The organism is Streptomyces sp. NPDC048566 (assembly GCF_043199735.1).
In the GTDB taxonomy this organism is placed as follows: Bacteria; Actinomycetota; Actinomycetes; order Streptomycetales; family Streptomycetaceae; genus Streptomyces.
On the sequence record NZ_JBICWL010000016.1, the window covers coordinates 37,103 to 49,736 of the forward strand.

The following is a 12,634-nucleotide window of genomic DNA, read 5'->3' on the forward strand; positions in this document are numbered from 1 at the left end:
GAACAGGCCCACCTGCCGGGCCCGCTCCGCCCGGCGACGGTCCTCGTCCTCACTCGGTGACATAGGCAACCCACCTCGCGTCTCGAACAATGCCCGCCGCTTCGCCGGCGGACACGATCAAGACTTCCGGCACCCTCCGATCCCGCCCAGGGGCAGCCCGTGTTGATCAAATAGCAGAAGAAGACGAGGTCAGCAGCCTCCCGCCTATCGCCCTCCCAGCGAACTCCCACCGCGACACCGTGAGCATGTGCGGCCATTCATCGCAGCCGCCCGATGTGCGGCCATTCATCGCAGCCGCCCGATGGGCGGCCGCGACCGCCGAGACGGCATCAGCGAACGCCGACGACGCCGCATCCGGCATCACCGGGTCGTCCGCGAGCGCGACCAGAGCAACGGTGAAGTGCCGGCGCACGTCCTCGGCCCGTCTGGCGAACGTCCGCAACCAGCCACGGACCGTGCCCTCAGCCAAGCCCAAGTGGGCGGCGACCTGGCGGTGGCCCATGCCAAGGGCGGCTATCTCCAGCCCGGCACCGATCACCACGGCCGCATCCGCCCGCCGCGGCCAAAACACCTCCGCCAGGAGCACGTGCGTGACCTTGCAGCCCGAGCAGCGCGTACGGCGTGGCCGCAGAAACAGCCGGGCGCCAAGATCCCCCCGGATCGACCGCGGCTGGCCATGACCCCACGGCGCCAGAACCGCCCCGCATGACGGACAGATCAGCTGGCCTTGTCGCAGCTGCCGTTCCACCAGCAGGACGTCGTTGTCGACGATCAGCACCCGCCAGCCTCCGCAGAGCACGATGTGCTCCCGCTCCGAGCACGACGAAGTACCGCGAGCCTGCCCAATCACCAAAGGACCATGTCACTCAAGGCGAACTCGCCTTCACCCAACCTGTATCTGGTCGAAGGGATACAGATCGTCTCCCGTCGACGGTAGGGGGCGTCCATTGTTGCCGGGGTCCGGCAACGACTTGGAACTGTTCCTGTGCCAAGCTGCGGACTATGGGGTGGACATTCAAATTGCACGGCGGAATCGCGATCGCGCTGGGGACCGCGCTGTTGGTGCTGACCGCGCTCACCTGGCTTCCTGGATCCTTGCCGCTGAGCGGGTCGAGGTGGCTGGTGCCAGTGATTTTCCTGCTGCTCTTCCCGATCTTCATGTCTGCTTTGGTGCGTATGTTCTTGACTGGCGCGGACCGGCACTCGATGTGGCTGGCAGTCCGGTGCCTCTCCGGCAGGGTTCAGCTGGGGCTTGCGGCATTGACCATGGCGGGCGTCGCGATGATCATCGTCAGTTTGGCCGCGGAGAGGCACTTGCAGTCGGCCGAGGTGAAGGACGGCCGCTATTTCGCCCTCGACACAACGCCGTATGCGCGCGGCACGGTAGAGATCACCCAGAGCCAGTACGAGGCAGTCCTGGAGAGTGACCAGCGCGCCATGTTCGCGATCCCAGGCTTGCTCCTCGTCGGCGCCGGAACTTTCGTCCTGGCATCCGGAGAAATCCGGCGAGCAGATCGTGGCTTTGTGCCGTCGCGGCCGTGAAGAGGCCATGATCCGCAGCGGTTGACGAGGCATGCGTCGGCGTACGGGCTCCGACTCGAGCCCGTACGCCGCTTTGTAGATGACCTGGCGACAACGCGTTCGTGTTCACAGTGTCGTCGCACACGAAGAGACACCCAAGCCCCAGACACGAACCCAGCCGGTGTGCAACGGGAGTGTCGCTGACACGCCTCTTCATCACCACCCAGAGCGTCGCCTAACACGGATGTCGCGGGCGGGTCCCGCGTGTGCGACAACGGCCGCCGACGTCAACGGAGTTCGACGCTGTAACTGCTCCCGCCGAACTCCCATCCGTCGGTGCCGGCCCCGATGTCGGAGACGATGATCTCGTCGACGAACAGGTCCTCCAGGTCGTCGCCGCGCAGATCGCCGGCGAGCCAGCGGGTCTCGATGTCCGTCCAGTCGCCCCGGCTGGCGTCGATACGCAGGGGCGCGGCGCGGCGGTTGCCGCGTTCGCGTTCGTCGTTGCCGGTTCTTACCAGGCCGCTGATCTCGTACTGGCCGTTCTTGACGGCGTCGGTGAGGGGCTCGGCAGGGACGACCGCAACATTCTCGTAGGCGGTGTGGATGAGCGCACGGTAACTGCCGCGGACGTTGTATTCGGCGTCCGACAGCCACTTGACCAGGGTGCCTGGCCGGACGTCGAGGCCGGCGGTCTCCAGGGCTTCGTAGCCGCGGCGGGTGCCGGTGAGCTGACTGAGCTGGGCGTGCCAGTGTTTGGCGTTGTAGGTGGCCAGCCGGTGGCGTGGGGTGACCTGGGTGCGCAGGAGGTCGTTGAGGGCGGCTCCGAGGGATCCTCCGCGGCCGGTGGGTCCGGCCATCAGTCGTCACCTTCCGGGATGAACGTGCCGGGTTGGATGAACGTGGCCTTCACTTCACCGAACCCGGTCCCGACGCGGTAGGTGTCGGGTGCGGTCTCGTCGGGGACCCAGAAGAGAGCGGCGTCGACGTTGCGCAGGGCGATGAGGGTGTGCCCTTGCTGGACGGCTTTGAAGGCGACGGTCCAGTGGCGGACGGAGGCTTCGGCGACCATGCTCATGCGCCAGTCCGGCCGCCAGAAGGGCGATCGCGACTCCGGGCGCTTGGGCCACAACAGACGCAGGGCGATCGACAGCCGCGTTTTGTAGTTCTTGTACGGCTCGCCTCCGGCCCGGATCAGTTCGGCGCGGGCGTCCTTGGTGGCCTGGTAGAAGGGCTTGAAGAGGGACTCGTTGGCCTTGCCCGTCCAGGAATCGTGGATCGTCACCGGGTCGGTGAGGTGACCGTCGCGGTGGAGGCGTTCGAGCATCTTGACGTGCGGGGTGGTCGCCCAGACCCGCCCCTGCCCGTCAGGCCGGTCGGCGAGGCGTCCGAGCGGATGCGGCATGTCCGGGTGGTTCCAGACGGGGACGCTGATCTGGTAGATGCCGGCCTGGCTCCGGTCGAAGGTGTCGAGGGGCCCGGTGTGCAGGAGCTTGTTCGGGGCGAGCGGGACCGCGGAGCAGGCGGAGGGGAAGGAGCCGTTGCGGTCGATCAGGCACATCAGGCCGTCGCCGAAGGAGGCCGGCACGTCGAGCCGGTCGCGCCGGACCCGCCTGCCGTCGCGCTCGTGCGCGACGCGGGTGCTGGTGACCTCGGGGTGGACCCAGCCGGGCTCGCCGTCCATGTCCTCACTGATCAACGGCCACGGCCCGGTCTGACGGTCCTCGGTGCGGACGACCGGGATCGGGTGCATCTTCGACCGCGCCACCGACTCCTTGAGGATCCGCAGGGCCGGGAAGATCGCGCCCTCCGGCTCGTCCTGCTCATCCCCCGGGACCAGCCCGTCATCGTCGTCACGGCGGACCTCGATGTCGTCCTCCACGACCGCTACGTCCTCTGCGGCCGGAGCGGGAACAGCAGCCTGAGCCGGTTCGGAGGCAGGGACGTTGTAGGTGTGCAGGGCTGTGGCGAGACGGCGGCCTTCGGGACCGTCGGGCATCCGCAGCCCGGCCGCGGCCAGCTCCGCGAGCGGGGCGTGGAGGTCGTCGAGGTCCTTCACGTGCGCGCCGTCCACTGCGGTGCGCAGCGCGGCGAGAAGCCGGGTCGCCTCCGCAGAAAGCCCCTTGACAGCACCCGAGGTGAACGGCAGTGCGGCCTCGGCGAGTTCACGGTCTGCTGCGCTTCCCACGGCGTCCGGAAGCGTCTCGGCCGCCGCGCTCGCGCCGCTGTGCTTCGTGGGCGCTGTCGGGGCGGGGGCGGAGTCGAGGAAGCGGGCGTGGGCGAGGTCGGGGCGCAAGCCGGTGGTGGCGATGACGCCCAGGTCGCGTTCGGCGACGGTCACGGTCGTCACCTGCCGGCCCGGCTCGTTGGTGAGAGTGAGGATGACGTCGGCGTCCAGCAGGTTCACGATGGCCGGATCGTCGGTGTCCACGACCGCGAGCACCGGAACGTTCTGTGAGCGGGCCAGCTCCCGCAGGAGCTGGCTCGCCTCCGGCAGGTGCTCGCCGGAGAGCGGGAGGCGCGGGTTGTGGGCCCGCTGCAGCCGGTCGACGACCACGAGCGCCAGGTCGTCGGCGAGAGGTGCGGTGTCGGCGATCGCCTCGGCCGTCAGATCACTGCCGTCGTCGATGAGCAGCGGCGCGTGACGCAGCCGCTCGACGACCTTCTGCTCGTCTTCGGTGAGGGTGCCGGTCTTGAGGCGGGCGTAGTCGCCGCCGGCCTCCGCGGCGATGATGCGGCGCGTGATGTCCGTGCCGGACGGGCCCGACGCCGCGTACAGAACGCGTCGGTTCTCCGCGAGAGCGGTGCGGGCGGCGGCGAGGCCGATCAGGCTGCCACCCACCTGTGGTTCGGCCGCGACCAGAACCAGGCGGCCCGGGTGCAGACCACCGGTCGCCTCGTCCAGGCGTGCAAGACCGAACGACAGGCCGGGAGTGGAACCGGTCGCGAGGACGGCGCCGATGGCATCGCCGAGCGTCGCGAGGCGCCGGCCCCGCTCACGGGCGGGAGTGGGCTGAGGGGGCACCGCATCTCCAGTGGCCGCCGCACCCGAAGGCGCGGCCGTGTCGGACGAAAGGGCAAGCTCGTTGGAATCAGCGGGGAGGAGGACGGCGATCGGCGTACTGTTCCGGCGCAACACCTGCGGCTCACCGCCGGCCGCGCGGGTGATGAGGGTGCCGAACTCCTTCTGCGCCGCACTGAGCGTCCACAGGGGGAAGGCGCCAGACCTCCGAGCTGCCGGGAACCGGTCCAGCGGAGCCAGCAGAACCCGCTCGACCCGCCTGTTGAGCGACTTGTGGATCAGCGTGGTGACCCCGTCGTCCACGGCACTCTTGACCAGACCGTACACGTCCCTACGGGCATCGCTGGCCGATATCGGCTCCTGCGCCTGCGGTGGCTGACTCACTCACCCTCCCTGGTACCCAACTCGCACACAAAGTAGCAGGTCCAACACCGCCCAACGGCCAACCTCACACACTGCTGAATCCATACTCACTAACCTGTGTGCGGGGTGCGTGGAACGCCGAGCCGGACCTCCAGTCAGTCGGAGCCTTTGTCGTCAGAGACCCGACACCACTCACACCGTCCCCAGAGAGGGGAGATCGCCCATCATGCGTCGGGATCGACTTCGGGGTCCGTGAACCGCACCGGCCTGCCCAGCGAGCGGGCGTAGGCGATTTCGGCTCGCGTGCTGTCGCCGATGTAGTCGCCGACGACGAGCACCTCATCAGCGAGCACGATCTTCGACCGATGCAGTTCGTCGAGCCGAGCCTTCAGGGCATGAGCCTCGGCAGGATCGGACGGAAGCGCGTGCGGCGCCTTCAGGTCGCAACCCGGCTTGACGACGATTCTTCCGGCTTTGGTCTCCCGCGCATCAGCCTCGGCCATCTCGGCCATGAAGCGAGTGGAGCCGCAGATCGCAACGATTGGCGGAAGACCCACCTGCTTCTTGACCTCGGCCAGCTTCTCTGCCGGGGTGACCACTTGCGACGATGACATTGCTTCCTCCTGGAGGTGCCGTGCGAGAAGCGTCCGCGAGAGCGAACACGAAGGCATCCAAGATCATCTCTTGGTGCGCGAGGTGGCCCCATGATGCGCCCGCACTCATTCGAGGCGCCCACACCGTCCCAGCAGGGGTGCTGAGCATCGCGGCCCGACGTCTTGGGGCCGTCACATCGGCGGTGGCCTGAACGGTTCGAAGAACATGACGTCGAGCGGATGCAGGTCCCGGCCGGTCAGACCGGGGAAGCCGGATTCGGCGGGGCCGCCACGCAACCATGTGAGCAGGGTCGTCGTGAAGTCGCCGGGCAGGGGCGGTTCCTGGTCGGAGTGGCGTGGGTTGACGGCCACCCGCCACGTCTCGGGCGGGCCGTCCGCGCACCAGCCGATCTGGTCCCCGTCGATCGTCGACGCGAACGGCAGGAAGCCGCCGGGCTCGGGCCACGCGGGCAGCGGATAGTACTGGGGATGGGCGGCACGCAGCTGGCGGTATCCGTCGAGCATGCTCTCGACGGTGGCCGTGAGCCCCTGCTCCCGTGGCCGGTCCAGGGACAGTGGCGCACTCATGTCCAGCCACCAACTCCAGTTGCCGGCTCCGTACCGCTCCGCGAGCGCCACGAAGTCCGGCGGCAGCCGGGTGCCGAGCCGCTCGAAAACCTGCTCCCATGTGCCCTCGCCCAGATACGGTTCCAGGGGCGGTGGAACCAGTGCCGTGACGGCATCGAGGCCCGAACCCTCGGTGAGCGCCGCGTGCTGCCGCGCGTCCACAGCGGTGCCCGCAGGCGGTGACGTCCATGCCAGGGCGCCGGCCAGCGGCGGCCAGACGCGTATCTGCGGGGGCAGGGGGCCCAGCAGCCCGCCGGGCTCGCCCGGATGCGGCACGCCGGTGCTCAGCAACGTCAACAGCAGCTCCAAGAGCGGGACTTCGAAGTCCACCCACGGCTCGTTCACGCCGACTGCCACATTCGTGGTCATCAGCGTGACCGGCCATTCGTCGGGGTCGTCCGACGCACCCGTGTCCCAGAAGAGGTGATCGCCGCTCCTCGTCGTGGCGAACGCGAGCAGGCCACCCTCCTCGGGCAGGAAGCGTCGCCGACGCGCGGTGAACATGCCGGGTCGGATCGCCGAGTGCCGGTGGGTCTCGACGATCCACGCCGCGTACTCGAAACGGCCGTCGACAGCGACGCACGGAGGGTGCAGCCGGATCGCGGCACCGGAGGCGCCTATCTCGGCCGCACCGTACGCCGAAACGAGCACCTTGTAGTCACCTGGCAGCGAGGTGCCGAGCCAGCCCTCGACCGCCGCCCAGTCGACGGTGGGCACCGGGCCGGGCGGCGGTCCGACGAGGTCTGCGAATGCGGTGATCCGCGCGGAGTGATCCATGGGACCCGAGAATGCCATCCCCCACTGACACGGAGGTCGGGAGCCGGCACCGATCGGGTGCCCGAGGCGCTGTGTGACGGACGCTTCGGCTGTCCTCGGGTCGAATCCCTCCGTCCCGAGCGGTGCCATTGCGCGCGTGGCCGGCCGGACCACCGCGATCTCGTCCCTCGCGCAACGTCTTCGCCCCGCACATCACGCTGTTCGCGCAACGGCGTTGAGCTCTACGCCTGCGACAGCGACGTTCCGCGCACGACGCGAAATCCCACGTCGTCGATCCGGAAAGTCGGGTGACTGCGACGGCGTACCGACGCCCGGCAGCTCCAGTGCTCGTCCGCCCAACCACCGCCACGGAGAACCCGGTAGGTCCCGTACACCTCAGCGTCGTAGACGTCCCAGCACCAGTCCCACACGTTGCCCAGCATGTCGTACAGGCCCCATGCGTTCGGCTGCTTCCCACCGACGGAGTGGATCCGCCCAGCGGAATTACCCTGGTACCAGGCGACCTTGTCGAGCTCTCCGTACCGCGGTCCTGTAGTGCCCGCACGGCAGGCGTGTTCCCACTCGGCCTCGGTGGGCAGCCGGTACCCGGCTGCGGATGGGTCCCAGTCGGCCGTCTCCGCATCGACGCACAGCCGATACGCGGGTGTACGCCCCTCCTGCCGGGACAAGGCGTTGCAGAACCGGACCGCGTCCCACCACGACACACCTTCCACCGGCAGCCGGTCCCCCTGGACGCTGCTGGGCCGCCGGCCCGTGACACGTGCGTACCCGGCCTGCGTGACCGGGAACGCCGACATCCGGAACGGCGCGATGTCGACCAGCCAACTGCTGCGCGTCCGTCGGTCCGACAGCGTCACCCGGCCCGAAGGAATCGCAACCATCTCGATTGCTGTTCCCGTGTTCACATCAGGCCGTCCTCTCGGCGTACACCTACGGCTCCACCAATCCTTGATCGCATGTGGAGCCCTATCAACTTCGCCTGCTGTGGCCCTGGTTCGCTCCGTGTGGTGGTGCCCGAAGGAGACCCTACAGACAGCCTGGCGTGCCACGACGACGTATCGGCGCCTGCACGAAGGTCGATCTGGACCGCGGCAGACCGCCGACTGGAGCAGTCGCGACGCCCACGCAGGCACCGCGCAGGCGACAGGTCCCGAAGCCGGCACCACCCCTGGACGACGCTTTACGACCCTGGGTCGACAGCAGACGCAGGAACCCCGCCCTGAAGGCCCCTTGCCGCACAGGTGCACATTCCGGCATCCGAGGCTCCCACCGCATAGCGAGGAGCAAGCCCGCTTCGGACCCTAGGTCCGAAGCTGTCTCGGGACCCTCACCGACGACGCCGGCCGCCCGACGGCGGTCGACCTCCGGCCCGCCCTCGACCGGCCCCACGAGCCGGCTGGGTCGCAATGCACCGGATCGGTCACCTCGCCCGATGTGTGTTCAGGTCGAACCACACGCCGGCGGACGTGACCGTGGAACCGCGCGGCAGGTACCCGGGCACGCCACGTCCCCTCCGCCCCGCCCCGCCCCGCCCCGCCCCGCCCCGCCCCAGGGGACCGAACCCACCCGTGAATGCCGGGGCACGGACCTGGCGTGATCCGACAAGAAGTGCACGGTACGACGCCGTACGGTCGAAGCATGCAAGAAGAACCAGACCTGACCGGCATCCCCCTGGACACGTCCGCCCCCGTCCTGGTCACCGGCGCGACGGGATACGTCGCCGGGTGGCTCGTGAAGGGGCTCCTCGACGCAGGTGTCACGGTGCACGCCGCCGTACGCGACCCCCGCAACACCGCGAAGATCCAGCACCTCCTCGACTTCGCCGAGAAGGCTCCCGGAGACATCCGCTTCTTCGCCACGGACCTGCTGGCGGACGGCTCCTACGCCGAGGCGATGGCGGGCTGCCGTGTCGTGTTCCACACGGCGTCTCCGTTCACGACACAGGTGAAAGACCCCCAGCGCGAATTGGTCGACCCGGCCGCCCTGGGCACGCGCACCGTGCTGGAGAGCGCCAACGCGACCCCTTCCGTACAGCGCGTCGTGCTCACGTCGTCCTGCGCAGCGATCTACACCGACGCCAGCGACTGCGCGAAGGCCCCCGGCGGCCGCCTGACCGAGGAGGTCTGGAACACGACCGCATCGTTGGACTACCAGCCCTACAGTTACTCCAAGCTGCTCGCCGAGCGCGCCGCGTGGGACATCGCCGCCGCGCAGGATCGGTGGCGTCTGGTCGTCATCAACCCGGCCCTGGTCATCGGCCCCTCGGTGAACGCGCAACCCACGTCCGAGAGCTTCTCGATCGTCCGGCAGCTCGGCGACGGCACCATGCGCCGGGGCGCCCCCCGTGCGGGGATCGGCGTGGTCGACGTCCGCGACCTGGCCCGGGCACACATCGCCGCCGGGTACCTCCCCGACGCCCACGGCCGCCACATCCTCGCAGGCCACGACACCGACGTCCTCGGACTGGCCCAGGTCCTGCTCCCCCGCTTCGGAGGCCGCTTCCCCATCCCCAGGCGCGCGCTGCCCAAGCCGCTGGTCTGGCTGGCGGCGCCGAGTGCCGAGCTGACCCGTACGTTCGTCAGCCGCAACGTCGGCGTCGAGTGGCACGCGGACAACAGCAAGAGCCGCCGCGAACTCGGCATGGTCTACCGGCCGCTCCAGGACTCGATGGAGGACATGTTCGAGCAACTCGTCGAGAACGGCACGGTCGCCGCCGCGTAGCCCCATGGCGACCTATTCACTCTCCACCGGCTGGCACCGGGTCCTGCCCGCCCTCGGACTGGACCCGGTGGCCGTGCTGCGCCGCGCCCAACTGCCGGCGGACCTCCCCGAGCGCGCTCAGGCGCGGATCGGAGCCGAGGAGTTCTTCGCGCTGTGGGAGGCGGCAGAGGCCCTCTACACCGGCTCCGACCTGGCCGTCGCGGTCGCCTCGGCGGTGTCGGCCGACCACTTCGACGCCCCGCTCTTCGCCGGGTTGGCCAGCCACGACCTGGTTCAGGCAGCCGAGCGGGTCGGTGTCTACAAGCGGCTCATCTATCCCGTGACGCTGGACGTGCGCATCGACGGGGGACTCAGGATCGCGCTGCGCCCCCGCGACCCCTTCACGCCGCCCGCCGTGCTGGAGCGGTTCGAGCTGCTGTTTTGGGTCGCCTTCGCGCGACTCGCCACCGGGGCCCGGGTGCGGCCGGTGCGGATCACGGTGCCCTCCCCACCGTCACACCAGTCCGCCGTTGGGGAGTTCCTCGACGGTGTCCACTTCGCCACGGGCCGCCGCGCCGAGGTGGTCTTCTCGCCCTACGACATGCACCGGCCGTTCGTGGCCGATGTACACGCCGGCATGTGGGACCAGATGGAGCCGGACCTGCGCCGCCGCCTGCACGATCAGGAGGAGTCCGCGTCCTGGGCCGACCGCACGCACGGCGCGCTGCTGACCTGCCTGCCGGCGGGGCGGGGGACGCTGGCCGACGTGGCGGCCGGGCTGGCGACAAGCCCGCGCACGCTGCAGCGCCGCCTCGGTGCCGAGGGCACGTCGTTCCAGACGGTGCTGGCACAGACCCGGGAACGGCTGGCACGCGCCTATCTGCACCGCTCCAGCTTGTCCTACACCGAGATCGCGTTCCTCCTCGGGTACGAGGAGCTGACCTCGTTCCACCGCGCCCTGCGCCAGTGGACGGGTGAGACGCCTCGTGGACTGCGCTCAAGGGTGAGCGTTCCGGCACTCGGTGGCGGGCGCTGATCTGCGAGGGAGTCGACCCGGTCAGTCGGGGCGGTCGTGCGCTGTACCGACATGACAGAGACCGCGGCACCATGCCCCATCCGGCCGTTTCATCGAGGATGTCCAGGGCCAGGCGCCACTTCTCCCGATGCCCGACCTCGATGGATTTCAGCAGCAGTTGGCGATTGACGCGTTCGCAGACGTTCATGAGAAATGCTTCTGGCTCAGCTTTCGTGATGCCGTAACTTTCCGTCATGCGTGCGCTTTCACGTCGCATGGGAGAGTGACTCATGGCCGATGGCGCAGTTCTCGACGGAGTGCTGACCCGTCTCATCCCGACCACCGAGGATGATGTGGACCTGCTGGGCCGATGGTTCGCTTCCCCGGACTTCGTCGAGCACTGGGGTGGCGTACCGATATCGCGTGACGAGGTGGCCGAGAAGTATCTTGGGCGGCGCCGGCCGCGTGTGGGGTCTTTCCTTGTCCTGGCACACGGCACACCGGTGGGCTACGCCCAGTACTGGCAGGCCGGCGTGGCTGAAGGTGGTATCGACATGGTGTTGGCACCCCAGGCGCGGGGCCGGGGCTTGGGGCCGGATGCCGCTCGCGCGCTTCTTGCGCACTTGGGCGGGACTCTTGGATGGCGGCGCGTGACCGTCGATCCCCTGAGAGGGAACGTGCGGGCAGTGCACGCCTGGGAGAAGGCCGGCTTCCGGCAGGTGTCGAGCGAAGCTGAGAGCCTCCTCATGGAGTTCAGCCTTTCCGAGGGCCGCCAGGGCTGACCCTGGTGCATCATGGCCGACCGTCACTGCCGACTGCGACAGCAGGACTCGTTTCCTCGTTTCCGAGGAGTTACGCGCCGGCCCCGGCCGAACGTGTGGCGCTTGCGCATCTTGATCCGGCTGACGTGCCCCTCGACCACACCTGAGTTCCAGGGCAGCGTCAGACCGGCGATTACAGCGTCGCGGCGACGGTCGATGCCCGTTGCGAAGGGTGCGATCGCGGTCGCAACGGGGCCGGCAACCCTGGCGGTCCGCGGCGAACCGCCCCGCCGTCCGCCGGAGAGACGACCTCGATCCAAGACCCCGCCGACCGCACGGGGTGATCGGAAGGCCGGCGTGGTCCAGCCTTCGTGACGGGTCGGGACCGGCAGCGGTTCTTCTGTCCCGTGAGTGCACACCGCAGCAGGGACGAGGGTGAGGGATGCGCAGCACCCTCCGGTGCCGCCCACCTGGCGCCGTGCGGGCGGCGCGTGCCGGTGTCTCACGGAAGCGTGCCGGTCGGTGACCGGCACCCCTGTTCTAGGCCGTCGGTTCCAGGGAGTCGTCGCAGACCACGTCCCGGATGTTCAGGGTGGGGAAGATCTGCTCGGCGGTGAGCAGCAGGCGCAGGGGCTGGGGCGTCAACCCGGTGACACACCGTGTCCGGGGCTGGGACTCGCCGGTGGTGGGCGGGTCGAAGAGCAGGTGCAAGCCGGCGGAGTCCATGAACGGGGTGTCCCGCAGATCCCACACCACGGTGGTCACCTGTTCGGGCAGGGCATGGAGAGCGGCACGCAGGTCCGGGAGGACGTCAAGGTCGATGGCTGCGTGGGGAGTGATCCGGGCGCGGTGACCTTCGGTCATCGTGGTGATGCGCATGACGGACGGGCCCCCTTCCGGGGGTAGTGAGCCCAACGGCGGACCTTTCCCGCGATGGGAGCGGACCGTCGATGGCGAGAATCTGGAAACCCGTGAAGGGGGTAACGTCCAGAAAATCAAAGACCGGCGCCAGCCTGTCCGTAGTGCCGATCGGTCTCGTGTCCGTTCACCGTGGCATACGACCACCACCCCGCGTCCAGTCCAGCCCGACGACTTCCCCGACATACAGCGCGCGAACGGTGCACTGTGACGGGAATAGCCTCTGTGAGCAGGCACGATGCCGCCGGGAACGAATCGTGGGCATGATCACACCCGAGGGACCGCAACGGAGCGGCGGAGGTCGCCGGTGTGCGGGGGTGGTGACTGCGCCGGGCCT

The 12,634-nt window shown here is 69.1% G+C and carries 11 protein-coding genes; 4 read left to right on the forward strand and 7 right to left on the reverse strand.

Annotated features, from left to right (window positions below; genetic code table 11):
• Positions 1-166: 166 nt before the first annotated feature.
• On the reverse strand, positions 167-778 hold the full coding sequence (locus tag ACGFS9_RS22765; RefSeq protein ID WP_393255627.1) for a DUF6431 domain-containing protein: 612 nt from the start codon (positions 776-778) through the stop codon (positions 167-169).
• 224 nt (positions 779-1,002) lie between these two features.
• Between ACGFS9_RS22765 and ACGFS9_RS22770 the strand changes: the two genes are divergently transcribed.
• A complete protein-coding gene (locus tag ACGFS9_RS22770; protein ID WP_393255629.1) occupies positions 1,003-1,542 on the forward strand; it encodes a hypothetical protein in 540 nt (179 codons plus the stop codon).
• 266 nt (positions 1,543-1,808) lie between these two features.
• Here ACGFS9_RS22770 and ACGFS9_RS22775 read toward each other — a convergent pair whose 3' ends face one another.
• The 5 genes from ACGFS9_RS22775 to ACGFS9_RS22795 all read right to left on the reverse strand — a co-directional run bounded on the left by ACGFS9_RS22775 (position 1,809) and on the right by ACGFS9_RS22795 (position 7,784).
• Positions 1,809-2,381 (reverse strand): hypothetical protein, encoded by a 573-nt coding sequence (locus tag ACGFS9_RS22775; RefSeq protein WP_393255631.1) that lies wholly within the window; start codon positions 2,379-2,381, stop codon positions 1,809-1,811.
• Positions 2,381-4,927: a DnaB-like helicase C-terminal domain-containing protein gene (locus ACGFS9_RS22780; protein ID WP_393255632.1), complete on the reverse strand. Its 2,547-nt coding sequence runs from the start codon at positions 4,925-4,927 to the stop codon at positions 2,381-2,383. Before ACGFS9_RS22780 ends, ACGFS9_RS22775 begins: the two co-directional genes overlap by 1 nt.
• Before the next feature lie 203 nt (positions 4,928-5,130).
• Complete coding sequence (locus ACGFS9_RS22785; protein ID WP_393255634.1) at positions 5,131-5,520, reverse strand: hypothetical protein; 390 nt, start codon at positions 5,518-5,520, stop codon at positions 5,131-5,133.
• A gap of 171 nt (positions 5,521-5,691) precedes the next feature.
• Positions 5,692-6,903 carry an SMI1/KNR4 family protein gene (locus ACGFS9_RS22790; protein WP_393255635.1) on the reverse strand — a complete coding sequence of 404 codons (1,212 nt, stop codon included), beginning with the start codon at positions 6,901-6,903 and terminating at the stop codon, positions 5,692-5,694.
• Between the two features lie 221 nt (positions 6,904-7,124).
• On the reverse strand, positions 7,125-7,784 hold the full coding sequence (locus ACGFS9_RS22795; RefSeq protein WP_393255637.1) for a formylglycine-generating enzyme family protein: 660 nt from the start codon (positions 7,782-7,784) through the stop codon (positions 7,125-7,127).
• Positions 7,785-8,541: 757 nt separating this feature from the next.
• Here ACGFS9_RS22795 and ACGFS9_RS22800 point away from each other — a divergent pair.
• The 3 genes from ACGFS9_RS22800 (at position 8,542) to ACGFS9_RS22810 (ending at position 11,400) form a co-directional block, all read left to right on the forward strand.
• Positions 8,542-9,624, forward strand: coding sequence for an NAD-dependent epimerase/dehydratase family protein (locus tag ACGFS9_RS22800; protein WP_393255639.1), 1,083 nt, complete (start codon positions 8,542-8,544; stop codon positions 9,622-9,624).
• Between the two features lie 4 nt (positions 9,625-9,628).
• Positions 9,629-10,639, forward strand: a complete 1,011-nt coding sequence (locus tag ACGFS9_RS22805) for an AraC family transcriptional regulator ligand-binding domain-containing protein (protein WP_393255641.1) — start codon at positions 9,629-9,631, stop codon at positions 10,637-10,639.
• 269 nt (positions 10,640-10,908) lie between these two features.
• Positions 10,909-11,400: a GNAT family N-acetyltransferase gene (locus tag ACGFS9_RS22810; RefSeq protein WP_393255642.1), complete on the forward strand. Its 492-nt coding sequence runs from the start codon at positions 10,909-10,911 to the stop codon at positions 11,398-11,400.
• A 519-nt stretch (positions 11,401-11,919) separates the two neighbouring features.
• Here the strand turns inward: ACGFS9_RS22810 and ACGFS9_RS22815 are convergent.
• Positions 11,920-12,258, reverse strand: a complete 339-nt coding sequence (locus ACGFS9_RS22815) for an STAS domain-containing protein (protein ID WP_393255643.1) — start codon at positions 12,256-12,258, stop codon at positions 11,920-11,922.
• Between the last annotated feature and the right edge of the window lie 376 nt (positions 12,259-12,634).

What these genes read in the sequence shown, in the direction of transcription:
- ACGFS9_RS22800 (WP_393255639.1), top strand. Translation starts at nt 8,542, where the DNA reads ATGCAAGAAGAACCAGACCTGACCGGCATCCCCCTGGACACGTCCGCC.
- ACGFS9_RS22770 (WP_393255629.1), top strand. Translation starts at nt 1,003, where the DNA reads ATGGGGTGGACATTCAAATTGCACGGCGGAATCGCGATCGCGCTGGGG.
- ACGFS9_RS22775 (WP_393255631.1), bottom strand. Translation starts at nt 2,381, where the DNA reads ATGGCCGGACCCACCGGCCGCGGAGGATCCCTCGGAGCCGCCCTCAAC.
- ACGFS9_RS22785 (WP_393255634.1), bottom strand. Translation starts at nt 5,520, where the DNA reads ATGTCATCGTCGCAAGTGGTCACCCCGGCAGAGAAGCTGGCCGAGGTC.
- ACGFS9_RS22810 (WP_393255642.1), top strand. Translation starts at nt 10,909, where the DNA reads ATGGCCGATGGCGCAGTTCTCGACGGAGTGCTGACCCGTCTCATCCCG.
- ACGFS9_RS22805 (WP_393255641.1), top strand. Translation starts at nt 9,629, where the DNA reads ATGGCGACCTATTCACTCTCCACCGGCTGGCACCGGGTCCTGCCCGCC.
- ACGFS9_RS22815 (WP_393255643.1), bottom strand. Translation starts at nt 12,258, where the DNA reads ATGCGCATCACCACGATGACCGAAGGTCACCGCGCCCGGATCACTCCC.
- ACGFS9_RS22790 (WP_393255635.1), bottom strand. Translation starts at nt 6,903, where the DNA reads ATGGATCACTCCGCGCGGATCACCGCATTCGCAGACCTCGTCGGACCG.
- ACGFS9_RS22795 (WP_393255637.1), bottom strand. Translation starts at nt 7,784, where the DNA reads ATGGTTGCGATTCCTTCGGGCCGGGTGACGCTGTCGGACCGACGGACG.